16 protein-coding genes and 1 pseudogene are annotated in these 17,544 nt (G+C 47.8%); 10 read left to right on the top strand and 7 right to left on the bottom strand.

Annotation, left to right across the window (positions count from 1 at the left end):
• Positions 1 to 78: 78 nt before the first annotated feature.
• Positions 79 to 963 (top strand): 4-hydroxy-tetrahydrodipicolinate synthase, encoded by an 885-nt coding sequence (dapA, locus tag GRF59_RS05850; protein ID WP_160496682.1) that lies wholly within the window; start codon positions 79 to 81, stop codon positions 961 to 963.
• An 82-nt stretch (positions 964 to 1,045) separates the two neighbouring features.
• On the opposite strand, the gene GRF59_RS05845 is transcribed toward dapA, so the two are convergent.
• Complete coding sequence (locus GRF59_RS05845) at positions 1,046 to 1,696, bottom strand: DUF2306 domain-containing protein (protein WP_160496681.1); 651 nt, start codon at positions 1,694 to 1,696, stop codon at positions 1,046 to 1,048.
• 239 nt (positions 1,697 to 1,935) lie between these two features.
• Between GRF59_RS05845 and GRF59_RS05840 the strand changes: the two genes are divergently transcribed.
• From GRF59_RS05840 to GRF59_RS05830, 3 genes are all read left to right on the top strand, one after another.
• On the top strand, positions 1,936 to 3,147 hold the full coding sequence (locus GRF59_RS05840) for a phosphoenolpyruvate hydrolase family protein (RefSeq protein WP_160496680.1): 1,212 nt from the start codon (positions 1,936 to 1,938) through the stop codon (positions 3,145 to 3,147).
• Positions 3,148 to 3,242: 95 nt separating this feature from the next.
• Complete coding sequence (locus GRF59_RS05835; protein WP_160496679.1) at positions 3,243 to 4,475, top strand: Tm-1-like ATP-binding domain-containing protein; 1,233 nt, start codon at positions 3,243 to 3,245, stop codon at positions 4,473 to 4,475.
• 25 nt (positions 4,476 to 4,500) lie between these two features.
• The gene (locus GRF59_RS05830) at positions 4,501 to 5,325 is read left to right on the top strand and encodes a phosphoenolpyruvate hydrolase family protein (protein WP_160496678.1); all 825 of its coding nucleotides are present in this window, start codon (positions 4,501 to 4,503) and stop codon (positions 5,323 to 5,325) included.
• 108 nt (positions 5,326 to 5,433) lie between these two features.
• On the opposite strand, the gene GRF59_RS05825 is transcribed toward GRF59_RS05830, so the two are convergent.
• The 4 genes from GRF59_RS05825 to GRF59_RS05810 all read right to left on the bottom strand — a co-directional run bounded on the left by GRF59_RS05825 (position 5,434) and on the right by GRF59_RS05810 (position 8,081).
• Entirely contained in the window at positions 5,434 to 6,363 is a 930-nt protein-coding gene (locus GRF59_RS05825; protein ID WP_160496677.1) for an alpha/beta hydrolase, read from the bottom strand.
• A gap of 146 nt (positions 6,364 to 6,509) precedes the next feature.
• Complete coding sequence (locus GRF59_RS05820; RefSeq protein WP_160496676.1) at positions 6,510 to 7,061, bottom strand: DUF2812 domain-containing protein; 552 nt, start codon at positions 7,059 to 7,061, stop codon at positions 6,510 to 6,512.
• Positions 7,062 to 7,066: 5 nt separating this feature from the next.
• Positions 7,067 to 7,405 (bottom strand): PadR family transcriptional regulator, encoded by a 339-nt coding sequence (locus GRF59_RS05815; RefSeq protein WP_237391646.1) that lies wholly within the window; start codon positions 7,403 to 7,405, stop codon positions 7,067 to 7,069.
• A 154-nt stretch (positions 7,406 to 7,559) separates the two neighbouring features.
• Positions 7,560 to 8,081, bottom strand: a complete 522-nt coding sequence (locus tag GRF59_RS05810; RefSeq protein WP_160496675.1) for a hypothetical protein — start codon at positions 8,079 to 8,081, stop codon at positions 7,560 to 7,562.
• A 239-nt stretch (positions 8,082 to 8,320) separates the two neighbouring features.
• On the opposite strand from GRF59_RS05810, the gene GRF59_RS05805 reads away from it, so the two are divergent.
• The 4 genes from GRF59_RS05805 (at position 8,321) to GRF59_RS05790 (ending at position 13,356) form a co-directional block, all read left to right on the top strand.
• Positions 8,321 to 9,382 (top strand): suppressor of fused domain protein, encoded by a 1,062-nt coding sequence (locus tag GRF59_RS05805; protein WP_160496674.1) that lies wholly within the window; start codon positions 8,321 to 8,323, stop codon positions 9,380 to 9,382.
• Between the two features lie 43 nt (positions 9,383 to 9,425).
• The gene (locus GRF59_RS05800) at positions 9,426 to 11,090 is read left to right on the top strand and encodes a DUF6138 family protein (RefSeq protein WP_160496673.1); all 1,665 of its coding nucleotides are present in this window, start codon (positions 9,426 to 9,428) and stop codon (positions 11,088 to 11,090) included.
• A gap of 52 nt (positions 11,091 to 11,142) precedes the next feature.
• A complete protein-coding gene (locus tag GRF59_RS05795; protein ID WP_160496672.1) occupies positions 11,143 to 12,441 on the top strand; it encodes a DUF1963 domain-containing protein in 1,299 nt (432 codons plus the stop codon).
• Between the two features lie 117 nt (positions 12,442 to 12,558).
• The gene (locus GRF59_RS05790) at positions 12,559 to 13,356 is read left to right on the top strand and encodes a hypothetical protein (protein ID WP_160496671.1); all 798 of its coding nucleotides are present in this window, start codon (positions 12,559 to 12,561) and stop codon (positions 13,354 to 13,356) included.
• A gap of 72 nt (positions 13,357 to 13,428) precedes the next feature.
• On the opposite strand, the gene GRF59_RS05785 is transcribed toward GRF59_RS05790, so the two are convergent.
• The gene (locus GRF59_RS05785; RefSeq protein ID WP_160496670.1) at positions 13,429 to 14,160 is read right to left on the bottom strand and encodes an MORN repeat-containing protein; all 732 of its coding nucleotides are present in this window, start codon (positions 14,158 to 14,160) and stop codon (positions 13,429 to 13,431) included.
• Between the two features lie 332 nt (positions 14,161 to 14,492).
• Here GRF59_RS05785 and GRF59_RS05780 point away from each other — a divergent pair, with 332 nt between their 5' ends.
• Together GRF59_RS05780 and GRF59_RS05775 are read left to right on the top strand one after the other, a co-directional pair.
• Entirely contained in the window at positions 14,493 to 15,254 is a 762-nt protein-coding gene (locus GRF59_RS05780; protein ID WP_160496669.1) for an SDR family NAD(P)-dependent oxidoreductase, read from the top strand.
• Between the two features lie 278 nt (positions 15,255 to 15,532).
• Positions 15,533 to 16,789 (top strand): MFS transporter, encoded by a 1,257-nt coding sequence (locus GRF59_RS05775; RefSeq protein ID WP_237391645.1) that lies wholly within the window; start codon positions 15,533 to 15,535, stop codon positions 16,787 to 16,789.
• Positions 16,790 to 16,864: 75 nt separating this feature from the next.
• Here the strand turns inward: GRF59_RS05775 and GRF59_RS05770 are convergent.
• Positions 16,865 to 17,442 (bottom strand): annotated as a pseudogene (locus GRF59_RS05770) (flavin reductase family protein).
• Between the last annotated feature and the right edge of the window lie 102 nt (positions 17,443 to 17,544).

Here is a 17,544-nt window from a genome sequence, read left to right as displayed (position 1 = left end):
ATCAACTATTATAGATAACAGTGATGGCTATTTCTATGATAATTTGAGATTAACAAACGAATACAGGAGGTCATTCTAATGATGAAACGTCAGGATATGCATGGCATCATCGTTCCGGTAGTAACTCCCTTTCGGTCTGATGGCGGGCTGGACCTGGAATCATATCGAAATTATGCCGGCAGATTAATAACGCATGATATTCAAGGCTTGATCATCAACGGGACAACGGGAGAATCTCCAACGGTTGCATGGGAGGAAGCGGAGCAGCTTACCAAATTGACATTTGAGCTCATGGATGGAAAAAGCTCCGTTCCCGTCATCATCGGCACCGGCACGAATGATACGTATTCGACCATGAAGCGGACCGAAAATGCCGCGAAGCTCGGTGCGGATGCGGTGCTGGTCGTCGTGCCTTACTACAGCAAGCCATCGCAGGAAGGCATTATCAAGCATTTTGAAAAGGTCGCAGAGGTTGGCATTCCGGTCATTGCTTATGAGATTCCATCGCGGACCGGGATACGTCTAAGCGTGGATACCGCAAGAAGAATCTTGGACATGGAAGGTGTCATCGGCATGAAAGACAGCTCGGATAGCCTGGAGCTTACCGCTGAGCTGACGCGGTTAGGAGCAGGTCCGCTGCTTTGCGGAGATGATCTGCAATTTCATGCCAAGCTGAGCCAGGGAGCAAGCGGAGGGATATTGGCATCCGCGAATATGAACACGCAGCGATTCATCGATGTGTATAACATGGCAGCGGGGGGAGACCTTAAAGCAGCCAAGCATTCCTTTGACACGTTGGTTCCGCTGATTCGGACATGTTTTCGGGAGTCCAATCCCGCTCCCTTAAAACGAATCCTGGCCCTGAAGGGAATCATTGCATCCGATCAGCTTCGACTTCCGATGACCCCGGTCTCCGAGGAGTTCGGGATGGAACTTGTTCGAATGTTGGAAGATTTAATATAGGAGCGAATACAAATAAGCCGCTGAGAAGCGGCTTATTTGTATTTTGGCATCAAGAATGTCGGCGATAAGTTAGAATACAAGATCAGGTTGGGCCGAAAGTTCGTTGTGGCTTCTTCATCACCATACGGATCACGATTTCGGCTATGAAATAAAGGAGCGGAATCGTCATATACACGCTGACGCGGTAACTGTCAGCATACGACCAGCCGGCAGAGGCTTGGAAGAAAGACGTGAGGAGATGCACCGTCAGATTGGTGAAACAGTACGCATAACTGCGAATCATCCATTTTTGATGGCTTTGTATGCGTTTCTTCCGAATTTGCAGGATCGCGATGACGGTAAAAGCGGGCCATAACATGGTCAATACATTAAACGCAATGCTTACCCCACGCCCGCCTGTCGCATACGGGGCCATATAACCCGAGGTAAGGCCTACCAGCATCACGGTCACAAGGTACCAATAGCCGTTTAATCTATGGAATTTGCGATTCGTTCTGCGGAACCGGTCTGAGAAATTGACGGCTCCCGACACCATTCCGATACACGCGAACACGACATGCACCCGCATCACGGTCAGCCATAGGTTTTTGTTCAACGGATGGTTCAGATTGGTCTTGGAACCGAGAAACACGGCAGCCTCCGGATCTTGAATCCATTGTACGAAAGCGATGTAAAGAATAAAAATGGCGACGATCGCCAGCATGAGGACATAGGAAAGTTTGGATTTAGACATCAGAATATACTCCGCTCTTTTCTTGAAAGGATTCCATGTTGAAATGAACAAATTCGGCCTAAAAGAAAAATCTTTGCACATCGAGTCTATTTTATCATGTTGCGGAGTGTTTTGCTGTTCAAGTTTCATGGTGTCGTGTTCGACCGGCAGATTATCTTATGCATCGAATTTATCTTATAATAGTAGTAAGGCACTGCAGAATGAGATCATTTCTGCGGTCTAACTGGACGAAGGGGATTATGAACTTGGCTGTACATCGAGGACGGATTTTGGAGCAATTGCATACGCAAATACAAACAGGGGAGCATATTATCGGCGTTGCCGCAGGGGCGGGTATTTCGGCCAAGTATGCCGTCAAGGGCGGGGCGGATATCATATTGGCGTTGAACTCGGGTCGATTCCGGCAGATGGGGCTGGGATCGATCGCCGGTTTTATGCCGTTTGCGAGCAGCAATAGCATGGTGATGGAATTCGGTTCCCGGGAAATTTTATCGGTGGTTCGCGATCATCCGGTTGTCTTCGGACTTTGCTGCACCGATCCGACCATTGACCTGCCTTCTTATTTGGATGCGATTCACAAAAACGGATTTGCGGGCATGATCAATTACCCGACACTAGGGCTGATCGACGGACAATTCCGCGAAGCGCTGGAAGAGGAGGGCATGTCCTATCTGCAAGAGGTGGAAGCTGTCCGGCTCGCGCATGAGCAGGGGATGTTTACGATGGCGTTCGTCTTTAACGCGGAGCAGGCTGCTTTTATGCTGGATGCGGGAGCGGACGTGATCTGCGCCCATTTGGGCGTAACCGCAGGCGGTTTAATGGGGACGAAAAAAGTGCTGTCGCTCGAAAAAGGGGCAGAGATGGCGAGGCAAATATTCGCCGTATGCGATGCTGCGGACCGGAATCCCATCAAGCTTGTATACGGGGGACCCGTTCATACTCCGATCGATGTGCAGTACATGTACGATAACACAACGGCGATGGGGTATGTGGGAGGCTCCAGCTTCGAGCGGATTCCGACGGAAGAGGCGATCGTGGATACGACGCATCGCTTTAAAATGACCGGACATATCGAGCGTGACCGGCAGCTGATGGATAAACTTAGCGCAATGGACGAGCCGTATGATTACGTCGCGTATGTTAAAGAACATATTGCACAACATTATATGAACAACATTTCGTTGACCGAACTGGCCGATCAGATCCATGTCTCCAGAACGCATTTAAGTGCTCTTTTCAATAAGGAGGTCGGCTGTACGTTTCCGGAATACATCGCTAAATACCGCATCCATAAGGCACAGGAGGTCATGAAGCACACCAAACTCTCGCTTTCGCGGATTGCTGAGCTGGTCGGATACCCCGATTACGTCCATTTCAGCAAAACCTTTAAAAAATATGCCGGCATGACACCTCAGAACTTCCGCAAACAAACATCGGACAAATATACATAAAGATCATACAAGGGTACGATTACTTTCTTTTGAAAGCGCTGTATTATGGGGTTGTAGAGGTGATTTGATCGCAGTATTTTGAAGGAGGTTATACGGTGAAAACGATAGCTATTGCAGGAACATTCGACTCTAAAGGCGCAGAATTTTTATATGTCAAATCGGTTATTGAAAGCTTGGGCTTGAACACGTTTACGATTCATAGCGGCGTATTTGAACCCATGTTTACGCCGGATGTATCCAACATCGACGTTGCGAAAGCCGCCGGTGTGGATATCCGGGAGATTGCTGCAAGAAAAGACCGGGCAGCCGGAACGGAAGCGCTGGCTAGAGGCATGGGGCAGATCGTTCCGAAGCTGTACGCGGAAGGGAAATTCGATGGAATTCTGTCCTTTGGCGGAACGGGAGGAACTTCGATCGTGACTGCCGGCATGCGCGGTTTGCCGATCGGCGTTCCCAAACTGATGGTTTCCACCGTTGCATCGGGCAATACCGAACCTTATGTGGGGACAAGCGACATTATCATGTTTCCGTCCATCGTGGACGTATCGGGGCTGAACTCGTTCTCGACCAAAATATTCACCAATGCCGCGCATGCTATGGCCGGGATGGTGCAGTTCGAATCAGCGCCTCCGCAGGACAAAAAGCCGCTTATCGCTGCCACGATGTTTGGTGTTACGACGCCATGCGTCACCTATGCCAGAGAGTATCTGGAGGAGCAAGGCTATGAGGTGCTGGTATTCCATGCGACAGGCACGGGTGGAAAGACGATGGAAAGCCTGATTGAAGGCGGATTTATCGATGGCGTACTCGACCTGACGACTACCGAATGGTGTGACGAGCTTGTAGGAGGCGTGCTGGCAGCTGGCCCGAATCGGCTGGAAGCAGCAGGACGCTGCAAAGTTCCGCAGGTCGTATCGACCGGAGCGCTGGATATGGTCAATTTCGGTCCGTTCGAATCCGTGCCGGAGCAATTCAAAGACCGCAATTTGTACAAACATAATCCCTCGGTAACCTTGATGCGGACGACAGTGGAGGAGAACCGGCAGCTTGGCGAGATTATAGCGGATAAACTGAATCAAGCGCAAGGCCCAACCGTGCTGATGCTTCCGCTCGAGGGTGTATCCATGCTGGATGTTAAGGGCGAACCGTTCCATGGGGCCGAAGAGGATCAGGTTCTGTTCGATACCTTGAGACAACGCATTAACCGTCAAACCGTTGAATTGATTGAAGCAGATACAGACATTAACGATCAGGCTTTTGCCGTCGCAGCCGCCAAGAAGCTGGTGGAGCTGATGCAGCGGGAGCAAACGGTGAACAAAGGGAACTAAATCATTTGGAGGAGGACATCATACGATGAAAACAAGAACTGAAATTCTGGAGAAATTAAAAGCAGAGGTAGCCGCAGGTAACGTCCTGTTGGGAGCAGGAGCAGGCACCGGAATATCCGCCAAGAGCGCGGAAGCAGGCGGCGTTGACCTGATCATTATTTATAACTCGGGACGTTACCGGATGGCTGGACGGGGTTCGCTTGCCGGACTGATGGCTTACGGAGATGCCAACCAAATCGTCGTGGACATGGGGAACGAGGTGCTGCCTGTAGTGAAAGAGACTCCTGTATTGGCAGGCGTGTGCGGCACAGATCCGTTCCGGATCATGGACATTTTCTTGAAGCAGATTAAAGATCAAGGTTTTGCAGGGGTTCAGAATTTCCCGACGGTTGGCCTGATCGACGGCGTGTTCCGCGCGAATCTTGAAGAAACGGGAATGGGATACGATCTGGAAGTAGACATGATCCGAAAAGCGCATGAGTTGGATTTGATCACGACACCTTACGTATTTGATGTGGATCAAGCGAAAAAGATGGCTGAAGCCGGTGCCGACGTGCTTGTCGCACATATGGGCTTAACAACCAAAGGGACGATTGGAGCCAAAACTGCGCTCACGCTGGATGATTGCGTCGAAAAAATCCAGGCGATTTGCGATGCGGGCAAAGCCGTGAATCCGGATATCATGATTTTGTGCCATGGCGGCCCGATTGCCGAACCTGCCGATGCGGAATATGTACTGTCCAAAACCAAAGGCGTCGAAGGATTCTTCGGAGCTTCCAGTATCGAGCGCTTTGCCACCGAGGTCGGCATCAAACAGCAAACCGAAGCGTTTAAGAACATTTTGAAATAAAAAAATACACGGATAAACCATACTCAAGCGCAACCATAAAATAGCCATAGCATTCGCCCATACGAAAGACGATATTAGCGTCCTCGTATGGGCATGCTATGGCTTTCACTATTTTCCTGCATAAAAAAGCAGATAATCCCTCACGTGATTTTTCCAATACTCCCCGTCATGCCCGCCTTCCGAATGATGATACTCTGATGTGACGCCGCTCGAATGAAGTTTCTTATAGAGGGCCTTCGTACCCTGATAGAATTTATAGCTGTCTTGATTTCCGCAATCCAAATAAACGGATACCCCTTCCAGATTAACCTCGTCTGCGAGCATCAATGGATCGCGTCCCTTGCGGATGGAATCGGAAGGATAAAGCCATTGTTTCAGGTCCCCTGTATTGCCCCAGTCATCCATCCATAGTGCCGGACTATGTCCGCCAACCTTGCTGAATAGATCCGGTTGCTGGAACGCATTGTAAAGTGCGGCCCAACCACCCATGGATAATCCTCCGATCATTCTGCCTTTTTTGGAGGATTCCGTGCTGAAATGCTCATCTACATAAGGAATGAGGTCTTTGATAAGGTAGTCGCTGTAGTTGCCTTCGGACTCGGAATTAAAGCCGTAGCTGTTGCCGATTTGAGGAGACACGATGATTAGTGGATTGATTTTGCCTTCGGACAGCAGCTGACTGGCGGCATGCTCCATCCCGAGATCCGGCATCCACATGTTCTCATTGCTGCCGTAACCGTGGATAAGATACAGAACCGGGTATTTTTTGGAGGTGTCATATTCATCTGGCAAATAGATATTGAACTTCATTTCTTTGCTTAAGGATGCGCTGAGGAAAGTTACTTTCTGCAAATTGGGATGGGTGGATAGGACTTCTGCATGAACAGGTTCAACACTTGAGTTGACCGATGCATCATTAACATTTTCGTTTACAGCAGACACCTCGGCTGGAGCTTGAGCAGGTTTTTCGTTTGCGCACCCCGCTGCCGTTAAACCGAGAAGCAGCACACAGGCCGCCGCCAGTCCATTTAGCCGCATAGAATGATCCTCCTTAAGATTTTTAGATTATCCATTTTTCACTACATATTCGCACAGACCGGAAGGAAAAGAAAGGCTGCGAATTACGGAGATTCATACGGATTTCTACGTTTCGAAAAGGAGGAGCGTTCTGTGCCATCAACATATTAGTTTGCTTGTTTTTTTATTTTATTGCCCATTTTGACGTAGCCATATCCAAGCAGACCAAAGAGAATGATGTAAATTGCCATGACGGGAAGGATGATTCCCCATAAGCTGCTGCTGAATCTGGAAAACAAATTAGCCATATTGACTGAAAAAATCACCAGATTTAAAAGCAGCAATAAGCCTATCACTCGTTGTAGTTTCTTATATTGCACGACGAGAGATTCACGATCTGTATACAGCCGAGGGCGTTCTCCCGGATTCCATTCTCTGCGAAAATAATGCCATACGCCCTTATAGGAGGTGATATGCTCCCAGCCTGCATCCTGATACAAGTCGAAGTAGTCCTGCAACTTGCTGCTTGTACGCAGTTCCGGCTGATAATCCATGCCGTACGTATATCGAACCGATGGGTCATAAGAGAATAGGCTTGTGAAAAGTCCCGGTTTCTTCAAATGAAGCCCTTGCTCCGATAATTCATTAATCCATTGTTCCTCTTTCTCATAATTCCAGGCCCATGTCAGACGATGCTTTTTCTTCAAATTCTCACTCAATGGACTCACTCCTTTTCGCTCATCATAACGAGCCGTCCGGCCTGCAAGAGTTCCTCAAGGCGGGCCATTTCCGCGGCTAAAACCATTTTTCCGTCTTCCGTAATCTCGTACATCTTGCGCCGGCTATCCGCGCCTTCAGGCATGGGGCTATGATCAATCAGACCTTTGTTCTGTAACGTATTGAGCGCGGTATATAAGGTGCCCGCTCCGATTTTCACGCGGCCGTTGCTTATTCTTTCGGTATCTTGCATCATCCCGTATCCATGCGAAGGGTTGCGGTATAACGCAATCAGGATGTAATAGAAAGCCTCTGTCAGCGGCAGCATCTCACTTAGCTTATCCAACCGGTTTCCTCCATTCAACTATCTTGACGAACGATATATCGTATATCGATATAATAACTGACGATATATCGGGTGTCAATATATAAATTGGTATTTATTCCCGATTCAATGGCCGAGGCTTGCATTTCAAACGATATGATTAACATATCCGGGGCTAAGGATTGGAGCAGCTTATGGCTTCCTCCAGCAGCTCGAGATGTTTATGCTCGCTGTGTTCGTCTGTCACTTTCGCTTCATACGTATAAATGATATCTTTGGATTTGGCAGAAATAAGAATCCGATCATTTATCGTTTTATAGTGCATTTCGATTCCATTGATCAGTTGTTCGTCCATTTCATCTTCGTAGGAGACATCTACATTGCTTACTGTGATCCTAAAAACGTCTGTTCCTGTATATGGTCCGTACAATGTGGCCGTATCCTTGCTACCTTCAGGAGTTTTAACAAGCATTCCTTTCTGATCTGTAAAAGTATAAATGATGGAGTCCCGTTCCTGTCCCATTGGATCTGATAAGAGATCGATCTCTTTTACTTCAAATCCTGTTACTCTAGGAATGATTCCGAACTTATATTTCTCCACTTCTTTTGTTGCCTGATTCCAATCATTCGGTTTCGATGAGCAGCCAAGGATTAGAGAGACAATGATTAAAATCATTAATAATGCAATTTTATTCATGTTTTCCTCCTATGAGTGGATTAAGATTTTGACATACATGGGTATAAAACTCCGAATTATTTATTTGTATAATAGCAAAGGATAAAATGCCTTTTCTATTATTTACCATTAATAGAATGGTATAATATATTTATTGCGTAAAAAAGCACATTAATAGGAAGATTCCGCAATGTAGTATAGCAGTAGAATGAGAGTAACTTGGATATTCATATAAGAATCCTTGAAGGGAGAATGCTCAATTGAGTGAAGAAATCAACACGTCCGGTTGGGATGCCATCGGTCAGCAATTAGCGAAAATTTATGGTGATCAGGAACCGAAGCATTATGGAACGCTTCTGTCTTACGCTCTGGGCGGACAAGACCCTTTGGATGGAATCAGCGCATACAAGAGTGAGACGCCCGTGCCGCATTGGCATTTCGTAACCTATGGTTTTACGGAGTTGTATGATAAAGAATCGGATCTTGCCGAGGAAAGCGGATATGGGTTCGAATTAACGCTCCGCCTGGTCCGCAGCCCGGATGAGGAAGAACCGCCGGCGTGGGCGCTGAATTTGCTCCAGAATATGGGGCGTTACGTGTTTAACAGCGGCAATGTGTTCCGATCAGGCGATTATTTGGATGCGAACGGTCCCATTTGCCTAGGCTCAGATACGCAGCTTACGGCGCTGGCTTTCGTTTGTGACCCTGAACTTCCAGCCATGGATACACCGAATGGCCGTATGGTGTTTTTGCAGATGGTCGGCATCACAGGGGATGAGCTTGAAGCGATGCAAACCTGGAATACGCTAGGCCTGCTGAAGGCGGGTCTGAACCATATACCGCATTACATAACGGATTTAACGCGCGGGTCGCTTCTCCGTAACCCAGACGTATCGGGAGCTGTCGAGAAAGGAATGGAGGAAGAAGGCTCGAGCACGGGCTTTTTGTACGTCGACCAATTGGCTTGGGCGCCGGGCAAAAAAAGCTTGTTCAGCAAGTCTCCTGCCGTCCTTCGTCTCGGGGCGAAACAAGCCGGAATTATCGGCAAGCTGCTGCTGGGACGCATTTTGAAAGGGAAAAGTCTTCGCTTGGTGGGTCCAGGGATCAGCGTTAGTTTCGAGCCGGGCGGCATTGCGGAATGCGCGGCAGAAGGGGATGAAGTCCGCTTGATCCTGAATGATGCGACGGCAGCCGAAATCAGCCGGCGACTTCTGCCGAAGGAGGGTTCGTTTGAACTGCCTGAATTAAAAGGCATCTCGATCCACATCGTACCAACCCATATTAAAGATCAGGAAGGAAACGTAGTCGAAACCATCGGATAAAGGTGGACGAATACATGCGTAGTTATTAAGGGGGGACTCTTTCATGAATGAGGCGGCTAAAGCTTTTTTGCAACACGTATGGATTCAAATTACGGATATTTATGATAAAGAAAACAAACGTATCAGTGAATTGCCAAAGCGCAGTATGCTGCAGGCGGGGATCAGGGACTACCTGCGGGTCGCATGGAGAAGGCCGGAGCGCAACGATGGATACGGCCACATTTACATCGATGTGGATGAACCGTTCGATTGGAGCGACAGTTCCTACAAGTCGGAGGCCGGACCTTATATCGAACAAATGACGGAAGAGATTTGGATTCGCGAATTTTTCCCTGCTCTGCTCGAACGAGTGGAAAATATGTTCTTGGCAGGATCGTATTCGCCCGTATTCTTTGATTATCGATTCGAACTGGTCCTGGAATACGACCGCGACGATTCCGTATTGCACCATTCGATGATCCTGATAAACGAGGATAAACGGCAGGCTTTGAAGGAGCGAATGGATTCGTTTATTCAAGTCAAAATCATGCCCGACCTTCCCGTTCTTCCGGATAAAAACGATGAGTTCTTCTTCGCAAGGAATCTGATGAATCCCGATTTGTTCGAGCAGAAACAGGAATGCGTGGATCCGCTGATTCAGCGTCTTCGCGATAAGCTTCGCTCCAACCGTAATCGTGCGGAAGGATGGGCAGCCGAATATACCTCGGCATTCAAAGGCTGGGCAGAGGAGCGGTTTTTGAACCGCTATTTTGTTCAGAGCGGAAATTACGGATTGGAGTGGGCGTTGAAGGGGGCTGACGAGAGGGAGGAACTGGATTCGGACGCGCTGGAATTCTTTATCTATGCGGCTCTGCGCATCGGCGCGACGGAGCCGAAGACCAGACAGCAGTATCTTGAACTTGCCGTACAGCTTGGTTCGGAAAATGCCGCAGCCTACCTGAAACAGGGAAGCGGGCGTTTTGAGAGTGCGCGCGCGAGTCAGCTGTTTCAGGGGAATGCCAACGATATTTTGCAGACAATTGATATACGCATTCTTTCCGAAGAGGAAGCAGCCTACGGTGAAGCTTTGCAATATATTACGGACCTGTTAAAGCAAGGATTTCCGAAAGGCTACAAGCTTACGCTGAAGAGCAAGGCCAAACAATACCTTCCGGTCAAGAAAATGGCCAAATCGCATCTGCATCAATTTTTCGGGAATGCTTTAGGCTACCCTGCACTGTATCCTAGAATTGCGCAGTATGCGGAACTGGCTATGGAGCCGTTTGCCTGGTACGGGGATGTGGAGCCTGGAGAGAAATCCGTCATGCCGGGAACCTATGCGATATTCGGACTCGGATTATATACGGATGCATTTGATTCGTTAGTGCTCAGGTATATGAAGCTGGTCGATACGGAACATCAGTCCCTGCAGGATTCATTTGCCGAAGCTTACATCGATGCCCATGGGCTTACGCCGAAAAGCATGGGGATGCTGGTCTCTATATTGCTTGGGAGCAGCGAATCGGCCAAACCGCTGAAATCCGTTTCGATCGACCGTCCTGAACTGGCGGAGGTGGTGCTGTCCGAACTTGCCGACAAGGAAATGCACGAGCGGGAACATGTATTGTACATGCTGTTCGGGAGTCGCAGCAAGCTGATGAATCTGGCCAAAAAAGCGGCCTTTCCCCTGAAAGACAAGTTGGAGCAAATGTTGGACTGGATTCGATAAGAAGCTGGAAGACGGCATTAACGTTACAACCAGGTGATGAAGGAGATTGCACATGACACAACGTATTCCATGCAAAAACGAAAATTGCGCGGCCACGATACTACCGGCAACGGCAGCCAAAACAGGCGGTATATGCATGCCTTGCCATCAGGAGCAAGAGAGGCAGAAACGGCAGGCTTATATCGAAAAGCACCGTAGAACGGTGAATCTGTATGAAAACGTGACGAATCCGGTAGAAATTCTTAAAATCATGCATTCGCGCATAACCTACGATCCGTTGATTCAATATGTTCCTTATCCCTTAAGCAAAGAGCAGTTGTATGCCTCGCTGTCCGCAGAGGAAATGGTCCAAATGCAAGAATATGCACTGCACCTGTTGGAAGCGAATAATGAAGATGAAGAGTTATGCCGTGATATCTTGGCCTCGTTGGTGTGCTATCGCAATGTCAATATTGCGGATTGCCTCCCTCAGCTGATGGAAAAGGAAATGTACGATCCCGGTGTTTTATACAAGGATGCTTCACCTGAAGTCCGGAACCGGATACTGGAACAGGTGGAATGGGACGAAGAGAACCGGAATCTCATGCTGCTCGCGTTGGCGTGGATCGGGGATGAACCGATCATGCGCAAGTTTCGGGAATGGAGCGACAATAAACCGGACTGGGCGGAGCAGATGTATGTTTCCCCTGAATATTATGCCCGTGAAGCGGGCTGGGAGCTGACATTAACCGGGAACCGCAGGGATTTGGTCCATGACCGGAGTTTTGCGGTTACAAGTTTTAGAGGAATGCCATTGAGTGGAGAAGGTTCAATATTCTTTGTACGGAAAAATGAGGCGTCTTGTCCCTGGTGCTGCGGCCCGTTGACCACGTTAATGGATGCGGATACCCATCATCCGGCGTTGGCCTATTTGGACTTGACTTCTGAACGGCTGCAGGTAAATACCTGCATGAACTGTGGATGTTACGGCGTTATTTACATGGAATATGATGCCTGGGGACAAGCGTACTGGAGCGGTGTCAACGTTATTCCCGAATATCTGGGAGACGTGATGCCCGAGGAATACAGTGAAGGGTTTTTGCCAGCCGAGCCTCAGCTGACATGTTCTTTCGAATCTCGTTCCGCGTATTATGCGTCCATCTGGGAAATGTCCCAACAGAGCTCTCAATTGGGGGGACATCCCAGCTGGGTTCAGGATGCCCAGTACCCGGATTGTCCGCGCTGCGGACAGAGCATGCATTTTATCGGACAGCTGGATGGGTCGGACCTGGAAGCGTATGGAGAAGGCATATATTATATGTTTATTTGTACAGAGGATCGGATGACGGCAACCACATACCAGCAGAGTTAGCCGAACGGAGAAAGGAATCCGACTTTGGGTGGTTTATATAAATAGAACTGGGGTTAAGAAAATCGAGGTTAAGATTATTAAGATAACGATTACTTCAACAATGAAGCGGGGATTATGATGGACACGAAAGCGAAAAAAATACTGCTGGATACACACTGGAAATCAGGTGTTTGGAGGAGCGGGGGATTTTCCTGTTCCCATGAAGATTTTCAGTACGCCAAAAGCAAAGGGCTCATGTTCGATCCGCTGACGATGACGCATGACGAATGTATACGTAAGCTGCATGAACTTCATGCGAACGTGATGACTAAAGAAAGGGTAGTTACCGCGTTTCTGCACAGTCTTTCAACCCGGAAAGTCTATTTGCGAAGCGCATTATCGAGCTGGGCTCTTACACAAGCCCTCCCTCTACATACGTATAACCAGCAGCCGGCGGAGCAGGCGGGTTATAGTGCTTGCGGGTACTGCAATGAGAAACGGATCATGTCGAACGAGCAATATATGAATGAAGATTTGAACGTGCTTAATTTTGAACGGATAAAATGGGGAGGGGTACGTTTAAACTGGCTCGTTTACTGCCTCATGGATTTGGAATGCCTCCGACAAGAAGAGGAACTGACGGTGCAGATCGAAGATATCGAGATTTTGCGACAAATGATCCAGGCGATCGAAGATTGCGGAGACAAGGATGCCGCACGTCAGTTGGAGAAGCGCTGGAAACAGGTACTGCCTTCGAATCAACATGAACGTGACTCCGTGCTGGAGATTTGGGGATATGCCGGTTTGCTGGAATCCAAGGATGATTACCGCAAAGAACGAGGCAGGGGAACTGATTTTATGTCCATGGCGACTTGGCGTGGAGAAGACGGATACTCGCGGGATATGCTGGAGTACTATTTCGGTCCTTTTTTGTAACGCTATACAGGAGGCTAAGAAGAAGCCGGACTCCACATGGAGTCCGGCTTTATTTTCAAAAGACATAGAGGTTTATTTCAGCGGTACCTGCTTGGATAGCTTTTCAAACTCGTCGAAGTGGGGATTTAATCGACTTTGAATGCTTTGCAAGTATTTTAGCGCTGCATCATTGATGCGCTGCTTGGCCTGGGTATCGGCCGGGAAGATGGAGTAGCTTTTAGCGATGGAACCTTTGCGATAATCTACGCTGAACAGGGTACCATTTTTCAACGATTGTTTTAAGTTAATATTGCTGCCCAGGACGGCCAGCGTTTCTTGCGGGCTTTTGTAATTAAAGCTGAAATCTGGATCGGCCAAAGCATGAATCACGTCATAACCGGTTTGAATGGAGCCATTTTTGAAAGCGCCGGTTTGAATCTCATTCCAGCGAACGGCGCCGTCTTCCTGGGTTACTTTGTGGGTTAGAGTTCCTTTTCCGTCCATAACGTCCTGTTTCCACGTACCGGAATATACCACTTTATGCTTTTCTCCTTCTGAAACATATTCGTTCATATATTTTCCCGATCCCTCGCGTTTCCCCGCCACGAAATCGCCCGAATATTGTTTGTTGTCCCCCCACTGGATCGTCCCGCGTCCGTTAGGTATCCCGTCTTTGACTTCACCGTAATAAGTGACTTGTTCGGAGATTTTCACCCATTCTTTGGTTGACGAAGCGCTTGCTGGAGTAGGCCCAGAAGTGATAAAAACAGATGTTAACGAAGCGAAAAGCGCTACGGATAAGGAAACCGCAGTTATTTTCTTCATAGAAGATGTCACCCTTTCTCTAAGCAAAATGATGTATGTTTAGACATTACCCTTATTATTTAGACGTACTATACAGGAATAAGTTACCACTGGTGGTCTAGATGGGTAGATTGAATGGAAAAGTAGCCGTCATTGGAGCAGCTATGGAACAAGGGGAAGCGGAGGCGAAGTGGGTTATTGATTTGTGATGCAAGGGTTCGTAAAAAGAGTTCTGCTTTTTTTTGTGTGCTTTGAGAGGTTGTCTGGAAATGATTGCCTCTGCGGTAGAGTCATGTTTTAATGAATTTATGTTTATGTATGCGCTGAGAGAATTATAGGATGGAGGTATATGAATGCAGCCAAATTTTAGCATCCAGGACAAAGTAGCCATTGTAACAGGGGCCAGCAAAGGCATAGGTTATGGATTAGCCAAGTCGCTGGCAGCAGCTGGAGCGATTGTAGCTGTTATGGCACGAAGCAGGGATTCACTAGACCAATTGGTAGATGAGATTTCTCAAGCAGGCGGCCAAGCGAAGGCCTATGAGCTGGATGTTCGGGATGTGGAGCAGATCCGGAATGTATTCGAGCAGGTTGCCAAGGATTTTGGAAGATTGGATATCGTTGTAAACAACGCAGGTCTAGGCGAAGGAATGCCCGCAGAAGATGTGACGGAAGAATATTGGGATGCCATGATGGATGTCAATTTGAAGGGCGTATTTTTCTGCTGCCAGGCTGCCGGTCGCATCATGCTGAAACAGGGTAGCGGCAAGATCATCAATGTCAGTTCGCAGGTAAGCATTGTAGGAATACCGGATGGGGTTGCCTATTGTGCTTCCAAAGGCGGCGTGAATCAGTTAACGAAGGTGCTTGCGCTGGAATGGTCCAGCCGGGGAGTCTGCATTAATGCCGTAGGTCCAACGTTCATCTATACGCCAGGCACGGCTGAGCGATTGGATACACCTGATTTCAGAGACGAAGTATTAGCCCGAATTCCGGCAGGAAGGATCGGCACGATTGAAGACGTGGCAGGAGCCGTCATTTACCTGGCTTCGCCGGCATCTGATCTTGTCACCGGTACTTTGATGCTGGTTGATGGGGGATGGACGGCGCAGTAGCAGCCGTATTCGATTTGGTGGGTGGGAAGGTATTGAGAAGGGATCGCGTAAGTCGCGGTCTATTTTTTTTATATGTACGGACTTAAATATTGAGATTCTGCTTCGCCAACGATACAAACGGTATCCGGCTTCGCTTACTCTGCTGGGCAAGAAATGTCCGATTTTGTGATCATGATGAAGTATCTTAAAGTCTCCCTAAAAGGGAGTCAGTCGAACTTTTTTTCTGAAAAGGTTATTGACTCTCCTCTTACAGCAGGCTTTATGATGACATTCGAATCATGAAAAGGGAGGAAAAACGAATGTCAGGATCCGTTCAACTGCTTCGAAATAGTTTTGTTCGATCGGTTATGATTTCCACACTGTTTTCTCAGGCGGGCATTTGGATTCGTAACTTTGCTGTTCTCTTGTATGTGATGGAGGCAACAGGAGGAGACTCATTTGCCGTCTCAATGATTTCTGTTGCGGAATATGTGCCAATATTCATTTTTGCTTTCATTGGCGGGGTATTCGCGGATCGTTGGCGTCCCAAAAAAACGATGGTGTGGTGCGAGGTATTAAGTTCATTATCCGTAATCTTGGTCTTTGCTGTATTAGAAACCGGAACGTGGCAGGTCATATTTTTCGCAACCCTATGCTCCTCCATATTATCACAGTTTGCCCAGCCTTCCGGCATGAAGCTATTAAAGAATCATGTGAGTGATGAAAATGCCCAATCTTGTATATCTTTACTGCAAACCATCACTTCGGTCTTTATGGTGCTTGGTCCGATTCTCGGAACGTCGGTGTATCAGCAATTCGGAATTGAAGTCTCCATATTTATGACCGGCGCTTGTTTTCTACTTTCCGCCATTGCTCTGGTATTCGTACCGTCCGATCCATATCCATCCCAAAACCGAGAGACCGATAAATCTCCGCTACTTCACGAAATGATGGACGGCATTCGTTATGTTTTTGCAAATAAGTATATCTTGCAGCTTACATTATGTTTCACATTGGTTGGACTTGGAGTCGGGATCATATCTCCGTTGGGAGTCTTCCTTGTTACCGAGCAGCTAGATTTGCCTGCAGAGGCTCTGCAATGGATCAGTATACCGTATGGGTTAGGTGAAATTGTTGGAGGAATCGTCACTTTTGCCTTTGCGGCGAAGATCACCCCGCAACGTTTCCTCATGATCGGATTGCTTGTCGATGGTTCCGGGATCATCTTAGCAGGGATGTCTACCGAGATATGGCTTACAATGATGGCCCAATTCATCATTGCTCTTTTACAGCCAGCCATTTTTATCGGTAACAGCGCCTTGGTCATGCAGCATGTCGATCAAAATTTTATCGGGCGGGTGATGGGAATCCGTACCCCGCTTATGACGGGATCAATGCTTCTTATGATGAGTGTTGCAGGTGCGTTAAAAAATACGCTTTCCCTTCCCGCTGTGTACGGAATCGCCGGGTGCTGCTTTTTTGCCGGGTTACTGGTCATGATTCCGCTATTTCGAAGCAAAGGAGAAGCATCTAGACGCAGCATGAATCACTCATAGATGTTCCGTCGCAATGTATGGTTACCTATATATCTTGCTTCGATTTCTTGGTTGCAAACACCTTATCTGACTAGTCTATTTCACAGATTTCGGTCCGAATACCGGCGCTAATTTGGATGCTGACAGCTGCTCGCCGAGGCCGAAATATTCGCAGAAATTCATAATCATCGGATTCCATTTCGAAGGATCAATATAGTTGGAGTTTGTATCCATAAGAAGATCATCTTGGATATGAACTTTCTCGATGTGTACTTCAATGGCGACAAGGGAACTTGGTTCTTCGAATGGATGCAGCTTCACAAGCTTGGCTTCCAGATGGACGGGGCATTCTTTGACACGCGGTGCTCGAACAAGTTGGGACGGAAGCCCCTCATGGCTTTGGATTCTGGCACCGGATTGCGGCCTGTTAACAGAGTCAGCTGATCTATTGCGGGAATCAAGTCAATAGACGGAAGATTAAGTACACACTCGTGTTCACGGATCAAATTCTGAACGGTCTGCGACTTACTGCTGAGCCCGAGCATACATGATTGATTGAGCCACCAGGCAGACGACATAGGAGCCAAATTGGGCGTACCGTCTTCATTGATTGTACTTATAAGCACGACAGAGGTGCCAAAGTACATGATTTTGGGTTCGATTACCGTATGCATAATAGCGTCACTTCCCTTCGAAGATGAATCAATTTGCATTTAATGTATCACACACTTGTTAAGTAATGTGGAGATAGGGAATAAGACAGCAAGAATGTATAG

The sequence above is a fragment of the Paenibacillus dendrobii genome, assembly GCF_009807035.1.
GTDB lineage: Bacteria > Bacillota > Bacilli > Paenibacillales > Paenibacillaceae > Paenibacillus_AQ > Paenibacillus_AQ dendrobii.
This window is presented reverse-complemented; position numbering and strand designations above follow the sequence as displayed.